This window comes from Pedobacter sp. MR22-3 (assembly GCF_026240075.1).
Classification (GTDB): domain Bacteria; phylum Bacteroidota; class Bacteroidia; order Sphingobacteriales; family Sphingobacteriaceae; genus Pedobacter.
In genome coordinates, this window is record NZ_JAPIVF010000009.1 from 61,338 (window position 1) to 83,951 (window position 22,614).

At 39.4% G+C, this 22,614-nt stretch carries 14 protein-coding genes; 6 read left to right on the top strand and 8 right to left on the bottom strand.

The window, feature by feature from the left end; all coding sequences use genetic code 11:
- Nucleotides 1-61 precede the first annotated feature (61 nt).
- Nucleotides 62-466 carry a hypothetical protein gene (locus tag OQ267_RS20860; RefSeq protein WP_088302682.1) on the top strand — a complete coding sequence of 135 codons (405 nt, stop codon included), beginning with the start codon at nucleotides 62-64 and terminating at the stop codon, nucleotides 464-466.
- Nucleotides 467-656: 190 nt separating this feature from the next.
- On the opposite strand, the gene OQ267_RS20865 is transcribed toward OQ267_RS20860, so the two are convergent.
- Complete coding sequence (locus tag OQ267_RS20865; protein WP_265837896.1) at nucleotides 657-1,091, bottom strand: nuclear transport factor 2 family protein; 435 nt, start codon at nucleotides 1,089-1,091, stop codon at nucleotides 657-659.
- 251 nt (nucleotides 1,092-1,342) lie between these two features.
- On the opposite strand from OQ267_RS20865, the gene OQ267_RS20870 reads away from it, so the two are divergent.
- Together OQ267_RS20870 and pbpC are read left to right on the top strand one after the other, a co-directional pair.
- Entirely contained in the window at nucleotides 1,343-6,934 is a 5,592-nt protein-coding gene (locus OQ267_RS20870; protein ID WP_265837897.1) for an alpha-2-macroglobulin family protein, read from the top strand.
- 75 nt (nucleotides 6,935-7,009) lie between these two features.
- Complete coding sequence (gene pbpC / locus OQ267_RS20875; RefSeq protein ID WP_265837899.1) at nucleotides 7,010-9,385, top strand: penicillin-binding protein 1C; 2,376 nt, start codon at nucleotides 7,010-7,012, stop codon at nucleotides 9,383-9,385.
- A 234-nt stretch (nucleotides 9,386-9,619) separates the two neighbouring features.
- On the opposite strand, the gene OQ267_RS20880 is transcribed toward pbpC, so the two are convergent.
- From OQ267_RS20880 to OQ267_RS20895, 4 genes are all read right to left on the bottom strand, one after another.
- A complete protein-coding gene (locus tag OQ267_RS20880; protein ID WP_265837901.1) occupies nucleotides 9,620-10,312 on the bottom strand; it encodes a lysoplasmalogenase in 693 nt (230 codons plus the stop codon).
- 73 nt (nucleotides 10,313-10,385) lie between these two features.
- The gene (locus tag OQ267_RS20885) at nucleotides 10,386-10,583 is read right to left on the bottom strand and encodes a hypothetical protein (protein ID WP_088302692.1); all 198 of its coding nucleotides are present in this window, start codon (nucleotides 10,581-10,583) and stop codon (nucleotides 10,386-10,388) included.
- A gap of 299 nt (nucleotides 10,584-10,882) precedes the next feature.
- Nucleotides 10,883-12,307: a glycoside hydrolase family 125 protein gene (locus OQ267_RS20890; protein WP_265837903.1), complete on the bottom strand. Its 1,425-nt coding sequence runs from the start codon at nucleotides 12,305-12,307 to the stop codon at nucleotides 10,883-10,885.
- 11 nt (nucleotides 12,308-12,318) lie between these two features.
- A complete protein-coding gene (locus tag OQ267_RS20895) occupies nucleotides 12,319-13,395 on the bottom strand; it encodes a glycoside hydrolase family 76 protein (RefSeq protein WP_265837904.1) in 1,077 nt (358 codons plus the stop codon).
- A 377-nt stretch (nucleotides 13,396-13,772) separates the two neighbouring features.
- Here OQ267_RS20895 and OQ267_RS20900 point away from each other — a divergent pair, with 377 nt between their 5' ends.
- Entirely contained in the window at nucleotides 13,773-14,960 is a 1,188-nt protein-coding gene (locus OQ267_RS20900; protein ID WP_265837906.1) for a DUF1624 domain-containing protein, read from the top strand.
- 94 nt (nucleotides 14,961-15,054) lie between these two features.
- Here OQ267_RS20900 and OQ267_RS20905 read toward each other — a convergent pair whose 3' ends face one another.
- Nucleotides 15,055-17,340: a GH92 family glycosyl hydrolase gene (locus OQ267_RS20905; protein WP_265837908.1), complete on the bottom strand. Its 2,286-nt coding sequence runs from the start codon at nucleotides 17,338-17,340 to the stop codon at nucleotides 15,055-15,057.
- 270 nt (nucleotides 17,341-17,610) lie between these two features.
- Between OQ267_RS20905 and mnmA the strand changes: the two genes are divergently transcribed.
- Together mnmA and OQ267_RS20915 are read left to right on the top strand one after the other, a co-directional pair.
- The gene (gene mnmA, locus OQ267_RS20910) at nucleotides 17,611-18,702 is read left to right on the top strand and encodes a tRNA 2-thiouridine(34) synthase MnmA (RefSeq protein WP_088302700.1); all 1,092 of its coding nucleotides are present in this window, start codon (nucleotides 17,611-17,613) and stop codon (nucleotides 18,700-18,702) included.
- A gap of 144 nt (nucleotides 18,703-18,846) precedes the next feature.
- Nucleotides 18,847-20,664, top strand: coding sequence for a glycoside hydrolase family 15 protein (locus OQ267_RS20915; RefSeq protein WP_265837909.1), 1,818 nt, complete (start codon nucleotides 18,847-18,849; stop codon nucleotides 20,662-20,664).
- A gap of 11 nt (nucleotides 20,665-20,675) precedes the next feature.
- Here the strand turns inward: OQ267_RS20915 and OQ267_RS20920 are convergent, their stop codons facing one another.
- Nucleotides 20,676-21,446, bottom strand: a complete 771-nt coding sequence (locus OQ267_RS20920; protein WP_265837912.1) for an SDR family NAD(P)-dependent oxidoreductase — start codon at nucleotides 21,444-21,446, stop codon at nucleotides 20,676-20,678.
- A 28-nt stretch (nucleotides 21,447-21,474) separates the two neighbouring features.
- Nucleotides 21,475-22,563, bottom strand: coding sequence for an AI-2E family transporter (locus OQ267_RS20925; protein ID WP_265817846.1), 1,089 nt, complete (start codon nucleotides 22,561-22,563; stop codon nucleotides 21,475-21,477).
- Nucleotides 22,564-22,614: the final 51 nt, after the last annotated feature.

Here is a 22,614-nt window from a genome sequence, read left to right on the forward strand (position 1 = left end):
GCTATTATTCTATCATTCAAAATTTCAATTATTCCATCATTAAACATTCAATCATTAAAAATTGAAAGCAGATTTACCAGAAAATATAGTTGAAGATATCGCAATGGCCGTTGTACTGATGAGCGAAACGCCGGAAGTTAAAAACTGGACTGTCTATTTGGTTAACTTAAAAAATGAGCCGATTACCAATGTGTTAATCAGCTCTAAAGGTTATGGCGAAAAAGATGGCAAGCAGGTTAAAACTTCTGTTTTGCGACATTTCATCGGCGATATGGCTGCACAGGACTTTAAAGGTGTAGAAGCCATTGATCCGGAAGTTTTTGGCTTAACCAACGAATACTGGCTGAGTTATTATATAGGTTCTACCATCTATGATAAGAAGTTCATCTTTCTTCCGGAAAGCATTATCGATACCAATTTGATCAAAATCCCATTGGTGAACAGACCAGGTGTGATGATTAAGTAAAAAGTAAAAGAATGAGGGTGTAGGAGGTTATCGATTAATGGAAAATAGCCAGGTATCAGGACTTTAGACGCTAACGTTAATTAAAGCACCTAAAACTCTAAACTAAAGGACTCAAGACTCCGAACTCTAGACTCAAGACTAATTAAGGCACCCAGGACTCAAGACCCCAAACTCCAAACTCAAGACTAAACTAAGGCACTTTAATCGCTTGCCTGCCCAGCAACTTCCACCCTGCCTTTTCTTTAGACCAGATGAGCAGGATATAAAGATTTACACTGCCCTTAATGCCCTTATCATTTGTTTGCGCCATCAATTTATGACGAACCAGTGCTGTATTACCTTGGACGATGGTTTTAGGATCAGCTATTATGATATCATCTAAAAAATCTGATTCACCAGAAAGTAATGAATGCATAAACTCCTGCTTATTTTGAATTTTTCCGCTAGAATGGCCGTAACTCAGATTGTTTAAAAGCAGCTGATCCAATTTAGTGCTATCTGGTGTAACCATTAATGCTAATAATTTGCTTACCGCCTGATCAACCTCTTTTTCAGCATTTTTTTGTTGCGCAAAAGAGCTAACAGCGACAAACATCAGGCATCCGAAAATCAATATTCTTTTCATTATATCTGGTTTAGGAGATTTAAGATGTAAACATATCTAAATCATCCTATATCAACAAATAGAAAAAGGAATAAACATTTTATGTGTTAAGTATTGATTAGCATTTAATGATTACATTCATTGATGATAAAACTGAAACAATCAAGACTATTAAAAGCTACAGAATCATTCTAATTGCGTCTTACTTTTCAACATCATTCTTTTTCAGCTGAATTTTATTTAATTTCCTCCACCTAAAACATTATTCCAAAATGGAGCAACCATCTACCTACCAATCATCATCCAAAAAGAAATTCATTTTTATAGGTCTCTTAGCAGTTTCTATTGCGGCAATCATCTTTATTTATTTCCGCCACAAGAAAAAATCAAATGACGACAATCAGGCCTATGCCAAATACATCGAGGCATATACCTCCGGTACAATATCTAAAAAAAGTTTCATCCGTATTCACCTGGCGAATGCAGCAACGGGCATGCAGGATTTGGGAAAGGCAGACTCCCGGGAGTTGTTCGATTTCTCGCCATCTATTTCTGGGAAAACTTATTGGATTGACCCACAAACGGTTGAATTCAGGCCGGATGAAAATCTGAAACCAGGCAAGGAATACGAAGCAAGCTTCAAATTATCAGAAGTTTCTGCAACGGAAAAAGGACTGGAAGATTTTGATTTTGAATTTAAGGTGATTACACCTGGCATCATGCTTACGCAGAATGGCCTGGTGTCTCAAAACAATACTTCGCTGGAGTATATGAAACTGACAGGCGAAGTGGCGACAGCAGATGCAGAGGAAACCGCGAAGATTGAAAAAGTCATTACCCTTGATTTTGACCAGAAATTAAAAATAAAATGGCAGCACGATCCTGCAAAAAACATATCAAAATTTACGGTCGACAGCATCAAGAAAAAAGCAACAGATCAAACCCTTAAATTAGATTGGGACGGTGATGAATTGGATGCAGAACAGAAAGGTAAAGAAGAAATCCGCATACCTGCCTTAAATAAGTTTGAAATTCTGGATATGAAAGCCATTCAGGGCGAAGAAGACTATGCCCTGGTACAATTTTCTGAGCCCATTGGTGTAGGTCAGGATTTAACCGGAATGATTGCCCTTGGAAATTTAAGTGACTTAAGGTTTACGATAGATGCCAGCCAGGTAAAGGTGTATGCTGCAGAAGAACTCAAAGGAAATTACACGTTAAATGTGAACAACGGCGTAGAGAATATCAATGGCAAAACATTAATGGGTGGCAAAACTGCCAATTTAGTTTTCGAAGATAAATTACCGGCCGTAACCATTGCAGGTGCTGGCACAATTCTGCCAAATTCAAGCAAACTTGTACTGCCTTTTGAAGCCATTAACCTTAAGGCTGTAGATGTGACTGTCATTAAAATTTATGAAAACAATATTCCGCAATTCTTCCAAAGCAATAGTTACCGGGATGGAAACGAGCTCAGAAGGGTAGCTAAACCTATTCTGCAGAAAACCATACGCCTGGATGAAGACAAATCTTTAAACCTGCATAAAAAGAATCGGTTTACGCTTGACTTAGATAAGATGATCCGTACGGAACCTGGTGCCATGTACCGGGTAACCATCGCGTTCAGAAGGGAATACAATGCGTATAACTGTAAAGCCAATGATGAAAAAGAGGAAAGCGATGGTGAGGATAGCTATTATGGTGAAAACGAAGGATATGGTGAAAAAATTGATGAGGATGACGATTTCTGGCAACGCTATAATAACTATTATCCTACCAATTACCGCTGGAATGATAAGGATAATCCTTGTACGCCATCTTTTTATACCAATCAGCGTTGGGTAAGCAGAAACTTACTGGCTTCTAATATCGGCTTGGTTGCAAAAAGAGGAAATGATAACAGCATGCTGATTGTGGCAACAGATTTGTTAACTGCCAAGCCATTAAGTGGTGTCGATTTGGAGTTGATGGATTACCAGAAGCAGGTCATTTTTACAACGAAGACAGATGGTGATGGCTTTGCCCGTTTTGACTTAAAACGCCAGCCTTTTTTGTTGATTGCCAAAAATGGTTCTGAACGTGGATATCTAAAACTGGATGACGGCAGTTCGCTTCCGTTAAGTCGTTTTGATGTGAGTGGTGATGTAGTGCAAAGTGGTTTAAAAGGATTTATTTATGGAGAACGCGGTGTCTGGCGACCTGGAGATAGTTTGTTTGTCTCTTTCGTACTGGAAGATAAACTCAAAAAACTACCGGCCAATTATCCGGTTACCATGGAATTTTATAATCCAAAAGGGCAATTGTATAAACGTCTGATTAATGGCAAACCGTTAAATGGTTTTTACACTTTCAAAACGGCAACCGAAAATACAGCACCAACCGGGAACTGGATGGCGAAAGTGAAGGCTGGCAGTGCAACTTTTACCAAAACTATCAAAATTGAAACGGTTATGCCAAACCGGTTAAAGATTGATTTCAATGTAGGCAACAGGCCTTACCTTACCACCGGAACTTCTGCTGCTACCCTATCGGCTAAATGGCTGTTCGGAGCAGTTGCTCAGAATTTAAAGGCCAAAGTGGATGTTAACCTGAATACCACAGAAACTAAATTCAAAGGTTTTGAAGGCTTTGGCTTCGATAACCCTACGGTTAACTTTGAATCGCAGGTGAAAACCATTTTTGAAGGCACACTAAATGCTGCAGGAAGCGCACAGGTGAATACCAATTTAAATGAAAACAACACCGCCCCTGGTGTTTTGAGGGCTAATTTTACCACAAAGGTTTTTGAACCGGGTGGGAATTTCAGTATTGATAATTTTAGTATTCCTTATCACGTATATAAGAGCTATTTGGGTATTCGTCCGGAAAAAGGAGATAAACTCAGTGGCATGCTGGTTACCGGCAAAGACCATAAAATTGAAATTGTAAATGTGAATACAGATGGAAAATTGCTTTCTGGCAGTAAAACCGTTCAGGTAGAACTGTATAAAACACAATGGCGCTGGTGGTGGGAACAGGATGATCAGTATACCTACGCCAACTTTACGCAAAATCAATACAACAAGCTGGTAGAAACACACCAGGTAAACCTCTCAAATGGAAAAGGCAGCTGGAATTTAAGAATTAATGAACCGGAATGGGGTCGGTATTTAATTTTAGTTCGGGATGCAAATGGTGGTCATGTGACCGGAAAATCTGTGTACGTGGATTGGCCGGGATGGGCACAGCGCGAACAGGGTTCAAATCCAACAGAGGCCTCTATGTTATCTTTCACCGCAAATAAAGAGAAATTTACGGTTGGTGAAGACATCACCTTAACCATTCCTACTGCCGAAAATGGCAGGGCATTGGTATCTATTGAAAATGGAAGCCGGGTTTTAAAAACCTTCTGGATTGATACCAAAGCCGGACAAACGCAATATAAATTTAAGGCAGAGAAGGAAATGGCACCCAATGTTTTCGCAAACATTACATTGTTACAACCTCATGCACAAACGGTTAATGATTTACCGATCCGGATGTATGGTGCGATTCCAATTTTGGTGGAAGATCCACAAACCATTTTGAAGCCTACTATTAAAATGCAGGATAAGATTAAACCTGAAACGGAAAACACCATTACCGTTGGAGAACAGAATGGAAAGGCCATGACCTATACCATTGCACTGGTTGACGAAGGCTTACTGGATTTAACACGTTTCAAAACGCCGGATCCACATGGTGCATTCTATGCCCGTGAAGGATTAGGTGTTAAAACCTGGGATTTATTTGATTATGTTTTAGGTGCATGGGGTGGAAACCTGGAAAGAATTTTAAGTATTGGTGGAGATGGCAGTATCAATAAAAACCTAAATCCGGCAAAGGCTAACCGATTTAAAGCCGTGGTTAAATATATGGGGCCATTTACGATCGGTAAAGGTGAAAGCAAAACCCATAAATTCAAATTGCCACAATATATTGGTGCCGTAAGAGCAATGATTGTAGCCGGACAGGATGCAGCTTATGGCTTTGCAGAAAAATCAGTTCAGGTGAAAAAGCCTTTAATGGTTTTAGCAACATTGCCACGGGTAATTGGTCCGGGTGAAACCTTTACCTTACCGGTTACCGTTTTTGCGACAGAAAAAAATCTGAAAAATGTTTCTGTTCAGCTTCAGGCAAGTAACCTGATTGTTCAGGGGACCAATAAACAACAGCTTTTCTACAAGCAAACTGGAGAGCAAATGGCTTATTTTGAAGTAAAAGCTCCGAATACAATTGGCATTGCTAAAGTAAAAGTTATTGCACAAAGTGGTGGTGAGCGAACTGACTATGATGTGGAAATGGATATTCGAAATCCAAACCCTTATGTAACCAATGTGGTATCTGCAACCGTTCAACCTGGTCAGAAATGGGCGGTAAATTATGCCCCTATCGGGATGACCGGAACAAATTCAGGTGCACTTGAGGTATCTTCTATCCCATCCATTAACCTGAAGAAACGCCTGAGCTATCTCATTCAATATCCACATGGATGCATTGAGCAAACTACGTCAGGTATTTTTCCGCAGTTGTATTTAGATCGGTTAAGTCCGTTGAATGAGCTACAGAAAGCGATGACGGAGAAAAACATTAAAGCCGGAATTAACAGAATAAAAGGATTCCAAACCACTGATGGTGGGTTATCTTACTGGCCTGGCGAAGGAAATGCAGATGAATGGGGCAGTAATTATGGTGGCCACTTTTTGGTTGAAGCACAAAATGCAGGCTACACCTTACCTGTCGGATTGCTGGAAGATCTGCTGCGTTATCAAAAAACAAAAGCAGCTAACTGGGCACCTAACAGCAATAATTTTTATGGTGGAGATTTATCTCAGGCTTATCGCTTGTATATGCTCGCACTTGCAAAAAAACCAGAAATGGCTGCGATGAACAGGTTAAAAGCATTCGAATACTTATCCGTTTCAGCAAAATGGCGCCTGGCTGCTGCTTATAAATTGGCCGGACAAAATGATATTGCCCAAAGCATGATTCGCGGATTAGACACTTCCATCCAGCCATACAAACAGTTAGGAGGAACTTATGGCTCCGATGTTCGTGACGAGGCAATGATCCTGGAGACGCTAACGCTGCTTGGTCAAAAAGCCAGGGCAGCAAGCTTGTTGCAACCCTTAGCAGCAAAATTAGGCGAAAACTCCTGGTATAGCACGCAAACCACTGCATACAGTTTACTGGCTATTGCCAAATTCTGTGGTACCAATCAATCATCGAATAAATTACAATATCAATATGTTTTAGACGGAAAAACCGCAGCAGTTAATTCTGGTCAGTATTTAACCAGCACGGCAGTAAACTTTAAAGGAAATACGGCCTCTGTTACTAATAATGGTAAAAACGTAGTATTTGTACGTTTGGTTTTGGAAGGACAACCTGTTGCAGGTCAGAATAATTTCTTACCAAACCGACCTGAGGTATTGGACATGAACGTAATTTACAAGCGTTTAAACGGAAAGGTTTTAGATCCAACAACATTGAAACAAGGAACCGATTTTTATGCTGAAGTAACGGTTAAGAATCCGGGAAGAATGGGATATTATGAGCAAATGGCTTTAACGCAGATTTTCCCATCCGGATGGGAGATTATCAACACCAGGGTCAATGATAATCAAAGCATCCTGGCCTCCTCTCCTTTCACTTATCAGGATATTCGGGATGACCGCGTTTTCACTTACTTTAACATTCGTGAAAATGAAAGTGTAGTCTATAAGGTATTGCTTAATGCTTCTTATTTAGGGAAATATTATTTATCAGCCGTTCAGTGCGAGGCCATGTATAATAATGATATTTCAGCAACGCAAGATGGTAAATGGGTGCAGGTAGTGAAATAGCCTATTTCATTTATTGCTATCTTCAAACCTCACAGGTTTTTAAAACCTGTGAGGTTTCTAATTTTATAAAATAGTATGTATAAAACACCAAAAGCATTTCTTATCACAGATATCATTTGTATCATCTTGCTGTTGGTGTTTTTATTGCTTTTACCTTCAAAACTTTTTAAATCTCCAACCTCTTTTGTGGTAGAGGCCAGTAATGGAAATCTACTGAGTGCAGCCATTGCCAGCGATGGCCAGTGGCGTTTTCCAGTGGCTGATTCTGTGCCTGCAAAATTCAAGGATTGTATTATTGCATTTGAAGATAAACGATTTTACAATCATTTTGGTGTTGATTTCCTGGCCGTGAGCAGAGCTATGCGGCAAAACTTTCGGGCAAAAAGTGTAGTGAGTGGTGGCAGTACCTTAACCATGCAAGTGATCAGATTATCAAGAAAAGAAGATAGAACCATATGGCAGAAGATTTATGAAATGCTCCTCGCCTTCAGGCTGGAACTCAAATATTCCAAACAGGAAATTATTGGTTTATATGCTGCCAACGCACCTTTTGGCAGCAATGTAGTTGGATTGGAAGCTGCAAGCTGGCGTTATTATGGCCGTAATGCAAAAACTCTCTCCTGGGGTGAAATGGCTACCTTAGCTGTTTTACCCAATAGTCCGTCATTGGTTCACCCCGGAAAAAATTCAAACCGGTTAATCAAAAAGCGAAATGATTTATTAGATAGGTTAGCAAAGCTTAAGTATATAGATCAGGGAACGGCAAACCTGTCAAAGCTGGAACCTATTCCTGGAAAGCCCATGCCCCTGCCACAAAATGCACCGCATTTGCTAAATCGATTCAAGGCAGAAAGAGCGAGTTTGGAAATTAATTCTACCCGAATTACCACAACGCTGAATGAGGATATACAACTTAAAGTGAACGCCATTCTAAAACGCTATAATAATCGTTATCGTTCAAATGACATCAATAATATTTCTGCATTAATTCTTGATGCCAAAACCGGTACGGTGGTCAGCTATGTAGGTAACATTTATCAGCCTGAAAATACAGAACTGCTTAGTCATGTAGATATGATCAAAGCACCAAGAAGCCCGGGAAGCACCTTAAAGCCATTGCTCTACGCCAGTATGTTAAACGATGGCTTTATTCTGCCGCACACCCTTATTCCGGATGTGCCCACGCAAATTGCTGGTTATTCACCTCAAAATTATGATTTGGGTTATGATGGTGCCATTGCTGCTGATAAGGCTTTAAGCCGCTCATTAAATATACCAGCAGTGAAAATGCTGCAGCAATATAAGTATGAAAGGTTTTACGATAAGCTAAAAAAACTTGGGATCGGAACATTAAATCAACCGGCAGATCACTATGGTTTATCTCTTATTTTAGGCGGCAGCGAAGTAACCATGTGGGATCTGGCAAATACTTACATGGGGATGGTGAGAACTTTGAACCATTTTAATGCCTATAAGGGATTATACGACCCTAATGATTATAAGCAAGCAACCTATTATCATCCTAAGAAAGATCCTGACAAAGATGATCAACGTAACTCTTTTTTAGATCATGGAGCTATTTGGGCAACATTTAATGCTATGGAAGAAGTCATGCGTCCGGGCGATGAAGGCTTATGGGAACAATTTTCTTCATCGCAAAGAGTAGCCTGGAAAACAGGTACAAGCTTTGGCTTTCGCGATGCCTGGGCATTAGGCTTAACGCCCGGTTATGTTGTTTGTGTGTGGGTGGGCAATGCAGATGGAGAAGGCAGGCCAGGTTTGGTAGGCATAGAAGCTGCCGCTCCGGTTTTATTTGATCTGTTTAGGTTATTACCTAATGGAAAATGGTTTGAAACACCTAAAACAAAACTTAAAAAAATCAAAGTGTGTAAGCAAAGTGGTTACAAGGCCGGAGAGTATTGTCCCGATGTGATAGAAGATTGGGTACCAGTTGCCGGAGAAAAAACCGTTGTTTGTCCCTTTCATAAAATTATTCATTTAGACAAGACCGGAACTTATCGTGTTACTGATCAGTGTGAAAGTGTAACCAACATGCAGCATAAAAGCTGGTTCATTCTTCCCCCGGCTATGGAGTATTATTACCGGATTAAAAACAGTGACTATAAAAATTTGCCACCTTACCTTCCTGGTTGTGATCTATCCGGTGGAAATAATGTGATGGAGCTCATCTATCCAAAAAATGGCGCTTCAGTTTATATTCCGCTTGAATTAAATGGAACACGGGGAAAAATCGTTCTAAATGCGGCACATCGAAATCAAGGTTCTAAAATTTACTGGCACATTGATCATGAATATATCGCTACCACCACCAATTATCACCAATTGGCTGTTAGTCCGCCGCCAGGAAAACATACACTGACTTTGGTAGATGAAAATGGAGAAAGACTGGTGCAGGTTTTTACAGTGATGGATAAGGATAAAAAGAAATAGCGAGGTTATATCTTGGGAAGTTTTAACTGCAAAAAAAAGAAGATTTCCGCAAAGAATAAAAAATTAGGCGAGTTATTTTTTCACCACAGAGGGTAAAGAGATTTACACAGCGCACACCAAGAACTTGTAAAAGAAATAAAATTTGAGCTTGATACGCGCTGTGCCTTATGATTTGTACCTTCTGTGATAACTATTTCACTGAAGTACTCCTTCAGGGGTAAAAAACAAATATATCTATATCTCCGTTTGCTTCACCACCAATTCCCGCACCACTGTTCCATAAACGATCAGGTATTGCGCTAACATATAGCTGGCCATGGTTAGCATGCCTGCCTGCGGAATAGGCCTGCTAAACTTATTAACTGCCAATACACTATCTGATAAAAGAAAGAGTAATGCGCCCATCAACACCAACTTAAAACTACTTAAATTCACTTTCCCATAACGGTTAAGTGCCATAATCGCCATGAATGTAATAATGATGGCATACATTAAAATAGCAAACTGCCAGGCACCGAGATGAGGTTGTAAGTAAAAAAATAAGCCCATACAGAAGATAATTAATGCACCTGCACCCCACAAAAAAAACGGACTTCTAAACTCTGGATTAGATTTATGATCAAGTGTAAAAGCCCTGATATAGAAGATGTGACAAAGCAGAAATGCAAACAGTCCATAATTAAAAAAGCTTCCATTCCCTGATGGTAACATTAAAAAAATATCACCAGCCAAACTGAAAATTAAACCTGTAAATATTCTTTTATGGAAACGGCCTTTAAGATGAGTAGCTACATACAACCAAATCAATAATATCATTATGATGAATGGTTTAGAAACTTGGCTCAGCAAAGTATGTCCTGCTGTTTCTGCATACAACTGAACAAGATATACCAATGAAAAAATGAAGGCAAAAAGTTTAGTTTTCATTAAAATTTACGAATTGAAGAACAAATTTAATGTTAATACTTAATGCCAGGAAATGGTAATGAAGGTATTCTGGTTAGCAAACCTGGCGAAGTTTTTTTGCCTTAATCTCGCCGCCCTCCTGAAGTCCAAAAATTAACATTAAAAATTCATCAGTTTCCTGAATGGCAATATTAACCACCACACCTGATAATCCACTTTCATCACTTATAGTATCACCCACCTTAATTTCCAGTAGTGTTGATGTTGGAATGTTATCATTTAAAACAGTCATGATATTGATATATTTATATAAATTAATTTGTCGGTAAAACAAGCTTAATGAGCTACATTTTAAATTTCACAAGAAAATAAAATATTCTTTAGGCCAGCTTCCCCTAAACGCTGGCAAAATTGAACATATTTTTAATAAGGCAAAGCATTAATCGTAAAGAAATTTGGTTTTCTTGACAAGCCAGTGAGACGGCTTTTGAGAAAAATGCACCAATACCGTTTTACAGCGAGATCGAAAACGAAATGTATTTTAAGCTAAAGGCCTTCACAAAAATGAATGGCCTTTAGCAAAATATTGTATTAAACGGTTAAAAGTGAGGGCTTCTCATGGTAGGTTCTCCATAGCAGTTCACCAAATAAGGTGTTCGACCAAGCAAACCAGTCACGGGTAAATTTAGCCGGATTGTCTTTATGAAAAGATTCGTGCATAAAACCTTTGCCGGCATGAGTTTTTTGTAAAGTACTGATACAATATTTGATTTCTGCATCATCTTTTGATGTTAATGCCCTCATCGTAATGCTCATTGGCCAGATCATATCCTGACCAACATGTGGTCCGCCTATTCCTTCAGCAGCAGTACCCTTAAAAAAGTATGGATTATCTTTAGACAACACAAATTTCCTTGTGTTTTGATAAATCGGATCATCGGCACTCATCGCACCAAGATAAGGCAAACTTAACAAGCTGGGTACATTAGCATCGTCCATCAAATAATTACTTCCAAAACCATCGGTTTCAAAAGCGTAGATTTTGCCATATTTTGGATGCGCCACAATTGCGTGCTTTTGCAAAGCCTTATTTACCTCATCCGCCAGATTAAGCAAATTGCTTTCCAAAGTTTGATCACTTTGAAGTGCCTTAATCATTTCAGCTGCTTGCTTCAGACTGGATACGGCAAAGAAATTTGAAGGTATTAAAAATGGAAAAATGGTTGCATCATCACTTGGGCGAAAGGCCGAACAAATCAATCCGACCGGATTTACAGGAAAACCATATCCAGCCATTGGTAGTGAATCTGTTGGTTTGTTGGTTTCACGTTGAAAATGATACGGGCCGTGATCCGTTTTACGTTGCTGCTCTTTGAAGGTTTTTAGAATGGTTTCTATACCTTTCTTCCAATTGGCATCAAATGGTGCTTTATCACTTGTTTTTTTCCAATAATGATAAGCTAAACGAATGGGATAACATAACGAATCGATTTCCCACTTACGCTCATGTACACCTGCCTGCATAGCGGTATCATCTGTTTTCCATTCACCAACTTTATTGGCATCGCCATAAAAAGCATTGGCATAAGGATCTTTCAGCACACATTTCGTTTGATGATTGATCACTCCAGCAATTAATTTCTTAAGGGCTTCATCTTCATTTACGAACTGTAAATATGGCCAAACCTGAGCCGAGCTGTCCCTTAACCACATGGCATCTATGTCTCCGGTGATCACATAAGTATCCGGACGACCATTTTTTTCTGAATAATAAACGGTGGTATCTAATGTATTCGGAAAGCAATTTTCAAATAGCCAGGCCAGCTCAGGATTTTTAACCTTCGACTGGAAAGTTTTTATAGCATCATCTACAGCTTTACTTTGAAAATGCCTTTTTCCTGCCGGAACGCGAACTACCGGAAACGCCGGAGCAAAGTCTGCGGCAAACGAAAACTTGGACGCCACTACTCCTGCTCCAAGCAAGCCTGTATTTTGAATAAATGTTCTTCTTTTCATTAATTATATTTTTACGATTTGGTTAAATTTAAGGTCGCCAGCCGGGCATATATTTCCAGTATTCCGGCTTGCTGCAACAAATTTTTATCAGTTTCCTTTCCTAAAAGATTTCTTTCATCACGTTCCGTTTTCCAAACACGTTCTGCATCATTAATGAAGAGTGCCAGACGTGATGCATTTTTTTCAACGGAATACAGCGCGAGGTAACCTCTAAGTAAAACAGCATTAAACCAGTAATGATCCGGCAGTTTTCCATTTTTATAAAATCGTTTTTCGGCAGCAGTGGCAATAAATTTTGCTTCTTTGAGGTATTTTTCATTCTTTGTGATTTTATATAGCAGCACATTCGATTCCAGCATCGTACCCGTATTGTAAGTGTAGGTAGCAGAATCTATTTTTAATGATGAAACCTTTATGGCATCAAAATAAATACCATCAGGCCCCCTCAAGGTTTTATTTGTCCAGTTATAGACCATTAACGCTGTATCCAGATACTTCTTTTCCTCGGTAGCCTGATATAATCCGAGCGAAACTAAGATATTAGGCCCATTAGAACAAGTGTTTTTGGAGGTTTTCTCATCTTCCTTCCAGTATAAACCCCCACCGGTTTTTTCATCATATCCCGTTAAAAGCCAGGTATAAATTTCTTTTGCCCGGTTAAAGTAAACTTTGTTTTTGGTACGGCTGTAAGCATCGAGGTAAGCAATGGCAATCCATTGATTATCATCATAAAACCGACTGCTTTTTTCAATGTAGGATTGATAGGCTGGTGCAGGAGATGTTTTGGTATAATACTGATCAATCGCTTTCATCACTGGCTGCATCCCGTGATCATTTTTTAATACCTCTGTTTCATTTCTAGCCTGAATCAATGCACAAAGTGGCCATAAATAAGAATATGGTTTTTCGGTTTTTCCAATATTTTCCAGGTATAGTCCCTTATCCTTCAGGTAAAAATAACGATCTATATTACCTTCGATAATCTTAATACGTTGTAAATATTCAAATCTACTAACTTGTGCAGGTGAATTGATCCAGCAGGAAATCAGCAGTAAAAAGCCGGTTAATACTTTAATGATGTGTTGCATTTAAAATTATCAAATGTTAATCCCGCTTTATACCGATCATGGTTAGCCCTTAAGAAGATTCAGGTAATCGGCATTTGGTCAGAACTTAACAAATATTAGAATATTTTTTAAAAGATCAAAATTAAAAACATACATTTTGACATTCCTAAATCGATTTTATGAATCATTATGGGTAATTGATCTGAAATAGCAATATATCATCAATCAATATAAATAAAGCTGCATTTATCGGTTAAATCACCGCCACAGAAATATAAAAAGAGCAACAAGATCACCAGATAAAAAGAAACATGCATTGCTTAAATCAATGCTTCATTTAAGCGGAATCATTCAGCATGCTTTTTTATCTGGATTTTATATCTTTAAATTATATAAATATGAATACAGATCATTCCCTGCCTTCAAACCGCATCTTATCTATTGATATCCTGAGAGGAATAGTAATGATTGTTATGGCGCTTGACCATACACGTGATTTTTTTCACATAGCGGCCGTAACAGGTAATCCGCTCGACCCGGCCACCACAACCGGGGCGTTGTTTTTCACCAGGTGGATTACCCATTTCTGTGCACCAATATTTGTCTTTCTTTCAGGTTTATCAGCTTATTTATCTGCTCAAAATAAAACTCCGGCAATAGCAGGTAAATTTCTGATTAAGCGTGGGCTCTGGCTTATCGCAGTTGAAATTGTGATTGTGTCATTAGGGTTAACCTTTAATCCATTTTATCATTTTATTATTCTGCAGGTCATTTGGGCCATTGGCTGGAGCATGATTCTGCTGGGGCTGATAAGCAGATTATCATATAAAACGGTATTAATTATTGGGTTAATCCTGGTATTTGGGCATAATATCTTAAATCTGTTGCCAGTACCTCAAAATCCTACCTGGGCAATGATATTAAAAGCAGTATTTACCGCATTTGGAACGGTGCTCCCCATATCTGACCATCATTTAATCGGGGTATTTTATGCCATTCTACCCTGGACAGGCATCATGTTTATCGGTTATGCCATAGGCAGCTGGTACAAAAAAGGATATGATGGCGCGCGGCGCAAAAGAAATTTAATCCTCACAGGTTGTTTAACCACCCTACTATTTTTGGCTTTAAGATGGATTAACTTTTATGGCGATCCCGCCCCTAGAAAAGAATATCTTGATCTTTTCCGTAACATGCTTTCTTTTTTAAATGTAAGTAAGTACCCACCTTCCCTGCAGTATACCTGCATGACTTTAGGTCCCGCGATGCTGTTTTTGGCTTTCTCAGAACGTTTAAAAAATATCGGAAGCCGGATTTTTGCTATTTATGGTTCAGTCCCCTTCTTCTATTATATATTGCACTTTTACCTGTTGCATACTTTTCTGGTTATCGCTTTTTTTGCAACAGGCTTCACAGGGAAAGATATTGTTCAGATTCCGTTTTATTTCAGACCGGTTAATTTCGGCTTTAATTTAATGGTGGTTTATCTGATCTGGTTTTCAGTTGCAGCGTTACTCTATCTTCCCTGCAAATGGTTTAAAAGATATAAACAAACGCACAGGCAATGGTGGCTGAAGTACATTTAAGTTGATGCCCCAACATGTAATCAACAAATTGAAGAACAAAAAAAACCGCTGGCAAAACCAGCGGTTTCATATCAAAAACCTAAACAGTTAAATATTATTTTTTAGGTTTGGCACTCATATAAAAAGTCAGCTTTCCGCCAGCTGTAATATCAGTATGTTTAATGCTATGATTCGTAATCTCTTTACCATTCAGCATCACTTTTTGAACATATACATTTTTATCGTTTTGGCTTAAAGCCTCTACCGTAAATGTTTTATTATTTTCTAATTCAATTACTGCTTTGTTCACCAGCGGACTACCCAGCGCATACACATCTGATCCCGGAGCTACAGGGTAAAAACCCATAGCCGAAAACATATACCAGGCACTCATTTGTCCGCAATCATCATTTCCACCTAAGCCATCGGCAGTAGGTTTGTATTGCATGTTTAAGATGTGGCGGATTTGTGCTTGGCCTTTATAGGCCTCATCCGTCCAGTTGTACAGATAAGCTACATGGTGAGCGGGTTCATTTCCATGTACATAACCGCCGATGATACCTTCACGGGTAATGTCTTCAGTGTGGGCAAAAAATTCGTCCGGCAGGTGCATGCTGAAAAGAGAATCCAGGCGTGCGGCAAATTTCTTTTTACCCCCCATAACCTCAATCAGGGAAGTGGGATTATGAGGCACAAAAAAACTGTAATTCCAGCTGTTACCTTCAATAAAACCTTGCCCCTCGGTATCCTTTGGATCAAATTTTTGCTTAAATGTTCCGTCAGCCAATTTAGGGCGCATAAAGCCAGATGCCTGATCATAATTGTTTCTCCAGTTTTCTGAACGCTTAATAAACTCATTATAAACATCCGTACGATTTAATTTTTTAGCCAATTGTGCTATCGCCCAATCATCGTAGGCATATTCTAAAGTATTGGAAACAGATACACCACTTTTTTCAGCCGGGATATAGCCCTTATCCATATAATAACCTATTCCTTCGTAATCCCGGTGTTTTGCGGTTACTACACAAGCATCAAGTGCCTGATTTGGATCTCCGTTGTAAGTGCCTTTAATAATAGCATCCGCAATTACTGAAACACTATGATATCCGCTCATACACCAGTTATCATTGGCGTAGTGTGACCAGATGGGCAACATGTGTAAACTGCTCTGATCATAATGGGCCAGCATCGATTTGACCATGTCATTGCTGCGACTGGGCTGCACCAGGTTGAAAAAGGGATGCAATGCCCGGTAAGTATCCCATAATGAAAATGTAGTGTAATTGGTAAAGCCTTCAGCTTTATGAACACCCTGATCCAAACCCTTATATTCGCCGTTTACATCAGTATAGGTAGTTGGATTTATGAAGGCATGATATAAAGCCGTATAAAAGTTAATTTTATTGGCGTTTGAAGTGGTTACCTGAATTTTATTCAGCTCTTTATTCCAGATGGCTTGTGCTAGTGATTTTACCTTTTCAAAATCCCACCCTGAAATTTCAGTTCGCATATTTTGCAAGGCATTTTCCTGACTTACCGGAGATAGCGCAAACTTAATTTTCACCTGCTCTCCTTCTTTTGTATCAAAATCAAAGTACATTTTAATTTTTTTACCCGCTATTTCAGGAAAATTCTGCTCCTGGTTAAATTTACCCCAGAAACCCCGGTAGGCCTGTTTAGCATCATAGCTCTTTCTTCCGTAACTTTTAAAGGGTTTAGAGAAACTCATGGCAAAATAAACTGTCCGGGTACGTGCCCAGCCATTTGTTTGGCGATAACCTGTAATCAGGGTATCATTAACTACCCGAACGTAAGTCCAGACTGTTTTATCTTCGTAATTATAGATGCCCGCCATAAGATCCAGAATAATATGCGATTGATCTGATTTTGGGAAGGTATACCGATGCATGCCTACCCGGTTGGTTGCCGTTAATTCTGCAGTAATGTGATGATCATCCAGCTTTACCTTATAATAACCGGCTTCAGCAGTTTCATTGGCATGAGCATAGGCAGAACGATAACCACTTTTGGGTCGATCTGCCGTACCCGGATTTAACTGCAGTTTACCTTGCGTAGGCATAATTAAGAAATCACCCAGATCAGAATGCCCCGTGCCACTAAAATGCGTATGACTAAAACCCACTATGGTTTTATCCTCATACTTATAACCTGCACAATACTTGTATACATCACCATTATACTTTCCATTCACTTCATAAGATAAAGTATCGGTTTCAGGGCTTAACTGTACCGCTCCAAAGGGTACTGTTGCCCCCGGATAAGTATGTCCCATTTTAGAGGCACCAATAATGGGGTTCACATATTGCACTAAATTCTGTTGTGCGGTGGCTAAAAATGCCGATAAAAGCAAACAAGGGAGGATAATTTTTTTGATCATGGATGTATTAAATTGAACAATTTCAACGAAAATTCTAAGGTATAAATTAAAATTGGAATCTACTTAAACATAAAACTAAAACGTTTAACTTAATTTTATATCTCTAGATTTCATCCATCTAAACCTATATTCACAAAATCTATTTGATGTTTGATGTAGCATACACCTTACGCTGGCCTGCTTCTCCTTCAGCGGCTTTTTACAACGAACTGACTTGCTTTAAAAAATTTCAGGTAAATAAACCTTATTTTTGCAGGCAATAATTTAGAAATGAGTAAACACGGTAGAATTCTGGTGGCCATGAGTGGCGGGGTTGATAGTTCGGTAGCAGCGGTAATGTTGCATGAGCAGGGTTATGAGGTAATCGGACTGACCATGAAGACCTGGGATTATGCCAGTTCAGGGGGCAGCAGTAAGGAAACCGGATGTTGTTCACTGGACAGTATAAATGATGCCAGAACGCTTGCGGTTAACTATGGTTTTCCGCATTATATTCTGGATATTCGCGATGAGTTTGGCGATTATGTAATCGATAATTTCGTAGATGAATACCTTGCCGGAAGAACGCCTAACCCTTGTGTGTTATGCAATACCCACATTAAATGGGAAGCATTATTAAAACGTGCCAATAAACTGGATTGCGAATTTATCGCCACCGGGCACTATGCTAATATTCGTCAGCAAGACAGCGGAAGATATGTAATTTCTAAAGGTAAAGACGAAAATAAAGACCAGTCTTATGTGCTTTGGGGTGTATCGCAGGAAAACCTCTCACGCACCAAGTTTCCTTTAGGAAGTTTTGCCAAATCAGAAATCAGGCAAATGGCATTGGATATGGGGCAGGAAGAACTGGCTAAAAAATCAGAAAGCTATGAAATTTGTTTCGTTCCTGATAATGACTACCGTGCGTTTTTAAAACACAAGGTAGAAGATCTGGAAGATCGTGTAGCTGGAGGAAATTTCATTTTAAGCAACGGAATGGTGGTTGGACAACATAAAGGTTATCCGTTTTATACCATTGGCCAACGTAAAGGTTTGGGCGTAGCATTTGGTGAACCTATGTTTGTAACACAGATATTACCAGAAAGTAATACTGTAGTTTTAGGCCGGGCTGACGAACTGGAACGTAAGGAGGCCATGGTGCGCAATCTTAACCTGATTAAATATGCCAGCATAGAAGAGCCCATGGATAATGTTATCACCAAAATCCGTTATAAGGATGCGGGTATGCTAAGTACTATTGTTCAGGAGAAGGATAAAATGCGTGTTGTCTTTGATCATAACGTTTCGGCCATTGCACCAGGCCAGTCTGCCGTATTTTATGAAGGAAATGATTTGCTAGGCGGTGGTTTTTTAATTTAATTTTTACCTATCAAGATACGGATCCCGGCTGGCCACAGTCGGGATTTTTTTTTGTATTAAATCTTAATTCCAATTTACAACCAAACAAAAAGTAGGTAATTCGCTTTGTTAAGGTAAACTTTATTAAATCATACTACCTTAAGCATGAATCACATCAAAAGACCATTTCAGCCGATAGAAAACTATGGCATTATCGGAAATTTAAAAACGGTGGCACTGGTTTCACTAAATGGTTCAATTGATTTCATGTGTGCGCCAAAATTTGATTCGCCTTCTGTATTTGCAACCATGCTCGACAGGCAGAAAGGTGGCTATTGTGCCATAGAACCTGAACTGGAAAATTTCACAACCAAACAGCTTTACTTTCCTGGTACGGCCATTTTACTCACCAGGTTTTTTTCGGATACCGGAATTGCAGAACTGACTGATTTCATGCCCATATCAGAAGGTAAACACTTATCAACAAGTGCCATTGTCAGAAAAATTAAAACCATCAGGGGCTGTATTAATTTTAAGTTCAGTTGCGTACCCCGGTTTGGTTATGCACAAAGCGAGTATAAGGCTGATAGTCATGAAAATCACCTCATTTTTGATTGCCCTGATGAAGAATTAAAAATTAAAGTTTCTGCAGATGTACCGCTGATACTGAGAAAGGCAAATGGCTATGCCGAGTTTACACTCCAGGAGTCTGAAACGGCGACGATTGTACTCGAATTTTTAAAACCGGAAGAGGCAGGTGAGCAACTCGCCTACTATGCTGATCACGCTTACCATGAAACCAAAGATTTTTGGGTAAAGTGGATTAGCAAAACGAGTTATAAAGGGCATTATGGTGAATTGATTAAACGATCTGCCATTACACTGAAATTGCTCACTTCTGCAGAATTCGGTTCTGTGGTGGCCGCACCAACCTTTGGACTGCCAGAAACACTGGGAGGTGATAGAAACTGGGATTACCGCTTCACCTGGATCCGTGATGCAGCCTTTACCATGTATGCTTTTCTGGCCCTTGGTTTTAATGAAGAAGCCACTGCATTTATGGACTGGATTTTTAACCTTTGCCAGAAAATTGACCTGCAACTCATCTATCAGATAGACGGCAACCCAAAAATCGAAGAAAAAGAACTGGAACATTTTGAAGGTTACCGTAAATCAAAACCGGTACGCATTGGCAATGCTGCAGCAAACCAGGTTCAGATTGACATTTATGGTGAACTGATTGACACCATTTATATCTATAATAAGTCATACAAACCGATTACCTATCAATTCTGGATGCTCATTGAGAAACAGATTGAACAGGTAATCAAAAACTGGAAAAAGCCAGATCATGGTATCTGGGAAATCAGGACCGCAGAAAAAGAATTTTTACATACCCGCCTGATGTGCTGGGTAGCCATGGACCGTGCCATTAAAATTGCGGAGCATCGTTCTTTTCCTTATCCCGAAGCAGAATGGCATAAAATCAGAAGTGAAATCTACCAGGATATTTACCATAATTTCTGGAATGAAAAACTGGGTTCATGGGTTCAATATAAAGGCGCAGAGCAGGTTGATGCCAGTGTATTGTTAATGCCGCTGACTCATTTTATTTCGCCAATAGAACCTAGGTGGCTTTCGACCATGAAAGTGATTGAAAAGGAATTGCTTTTAGATGTACTGGTTTACCGGTACAAAAATGGTGAAGATAATTTTGATGGCCTGGAAGGCGAAGAAGGCACATTTAACATGTGTTCTTTCTGGTTTATCGAATCTCTTGCAAAAAGTGGCGAACTGGATAAAGCCGTGGAATATTTCGAGAAGATGATCAGCTATTCTAATCACCTTCTCTTATTTAGTGAAGAACTGGGTAAAAAGGGCGAACACTTAGGTAATTTCCCTCAGGCCTTTACGCATCTGGCCCTTATCAGTGCCGCTATTGAATTGAACAAACAGCTGAACAGAGAAAGCGGAAAAGACTAAGGTTCACATATTTATTGTTCCTCATAATGATAAGTTAAACCACCGTCTACATAATAGGTTGATCCTGTTACGTAGGCGGCCTCGTCTGATGCCAGAAAAGCCACAACCGCTGCCACATCATCTACTGTACCCATCCTTTTCATTGGAATATTTCCGATTACTTTTTCCAACTGCTCCTTATTATTTAAAAGATCCTGATTAATGGGGGTAGATATGGCACCTGGCGCCACATTGTTCACCCTGATATTAAATGGAGCCAGTTCAGTCGCCAGATTGCGGCTTAGCATCTTTAATCCGCCTTTACTGGCACAGTAAGCTGCAAAATGCGGGAAAACTATTTCTTCGTGCACCGAACTCATATTAACAATAGTACCAGGTCTTTTTTCTTTCCTGCAATAATTAACAAAAGCCTGCATGCCAAAAAATACCCCTTTTAAATTGGTATCCATCACCAGGTCATAATCTTCTTCCGTTACGTCCCAAAAATCTGCTTTTGTTTCTAAACCTGCATTATTCACCAGAATATCCAGTGCACCAAAAACATCAATGGCATCATGAACAAGCTTAATTACATTTTTAGTATTGCTCACATCAGCAGCTAAAAATTCTGCTCTTCCGCCCATTGCTTTAATCTCGGCAATTAGCTCCTCTCCACGTTCGTCGAATTTTCTACCATTTAAAATGATGTCGGCTCCTTCTTTGGCTAAACGCAATGCACAGGCTTCACCTATCCCCTGACTACTACCGGTAATTAATGCGATTTTATTTTTAAAACGTTTCATGAAAAGTATTTTTTTAATGATATGTAAACTACTTGTGGTAAACTATTTCATCGATTCGATGGTCCATTTTATGATCTTCAGGCAGGTTTTTCAGGTAAAACTCTTCATAATAAGCTTTAACAATAGCCGCCATGGGCGTAGCCAGAAGTGCTCCGGTTAAACCAAAAGCCGCACCCATGGCTAATAACATAACCAGTGATGATACCGGGTGGATGTTCATGGTTGATGAACGCAGCTTAGGCATCAAAAAATCGGATACCAGCTCATTGAGTAAAAGAAAAAACAAAAGGCACCAGAATGCCGTTAACGGACTAATAGAAAGCGCAACCAATGTTGGCGGGATGGCCATAATATAAAATCCCAGTTTGGGAATCAATTCAGAAAAGAAAGCCAGCGCAGCCCAAACCAATGCACCCGGCACACTTACAATGCTGAGAAACGCATATACCAAAACAGATTGTATGGCACCTCCGATTAAATTAGATTTCATCCAGCCCACCAGCATGGTAGTGGTATGTTGCAGGGCATTTCTCGCGCTGTCTCTTTTACGTGGCTGAAAGAGCGACAAATACAATTCAACAATTGGTTTAGGATGACTTACATAAAAGACGACTAAACAAACAAATACGATAAACAAAAATACACCACCGATGATGCCGAAAGAAAAATTACCCAGACCAACAATGGTCTTTCCTACCGACGGGATGGCTGAACCGATGGAAACACCGCTATCCTGGATTTCACGGTTGAACTCCGGATAATTCTTCAATACCGATGCGATATGATGGGATGCAGAAGTATAATAACCGGGTAAATTGCTGATTAAAACATCGAGCTGATTGGTAATATGCGGGACAATTAACCAGCCTAGCCCAATACTTACCCCGAAAATAACCACAAAAATAATCAGGCTGGCCAGCCATCTTTTCATTCCTTTTTTTTCAAATTTACTCACCGGTGCACTGATGATAATTCCCAGTACCAGCGCAAAAATGACCAGCAATACAATAGAAATAATCTTAAAGGTAAAGAATAGCAGTAAAGTTAATCCAGTAATGTATAAGATGGTTGATTTTATTGTTTGGAAGAGGTTATGATTATGATTAGATACATTCATCTGGCTGGTATTTTTTTAATTATTTGCAGTTATTCAAGATCGCAATTGAAA

Coding starts and splice junctions, on each gene's coding strand:
- OQ267_RS20885 (WP_088302692.1), bottom strand. CDS start 10,583: ATGACTGTTTTAAATGATAACATTCCAACATCAACACTACTGGAAATT.
- pbpC (WP_265837899.1), top strand. CDS start 7,010: ATGTATAAAACACCAAAAGCATTTCTTATCACAGATATCATTTGTATC.
- OQ267_RS20895 (WP_265837904.1), bottom strand. CDS start 13,395: ATGCAACACATCATTAAAGTATTAACCGGCTTTTTACTGCTGATTTCC.
- OQ267_RS20900 (WP_265837906.1), top strand. CDS start 13,773: ATGAATACAGATCATTCCCTGCCTTCAAACCGCATCTTATCTATTGAT.
- mnmA (WP_088302700.1), top strand. CDS start 17,611: ATGAGTAAACACGGTAGAATTCTGGTGGCCATGAGTGGCGGGGTTGAT.
- OQ267_RS20890 (WP_265837903.1), bottom strand. CDS start 12,307: ATGAAAAGAAGAACATTTATTCAAAATACAGGCTTGCTTGGAGCAGGA.
- OQ267_RS20865 (WP_265837896.1), bottom strand. CDS start 1,091: ATGAAAAGAATATTGATTTTCGGATGCCTGATGTTTGTCGCTGTTAGC.
- OQ267_RS20915 (WP_265837909.1), top strand. CDS start 18,847: ATGAATCACATCAAAAGACCATTTCAGCCGATAGAAAACTATGGCATT.
- OQ267_RS20870 (WP_265837897.1), top strand. CDS start 1,343: ATGGAGCAACCATCTACCTACCAATCATCATCCAAAAAGAAATTCATT.
- OQ267_RS20880 (WP_265837901.1), bottom strand. CDS start 10,312: ATGAAAACTAAACTTTTTGCCTTCATTTTTTCATTGGTATATCTTGTT.
- OQ267_RS20920 (WP_265837912.1), bottom strand. CDS start 21,446: ATGAAACGTTTTAAAAATAAAATCGCATTAATTACCGGTAGTAGTCAG.
- OQ267_RS20905 (WP_265837908.1), bottom strand. CDS start 17,340: ATGATCAAAAAAATTATCCTCCCTTGTTTGCTTTTATCGGCATTTTTA.
- OQ267_RS20925 (WP_265817846.1), bottom strand. CDS start 22,563: ATGAATGTATCTAATCATAATCATAACCTCTTCCAAACAATAAAATCA.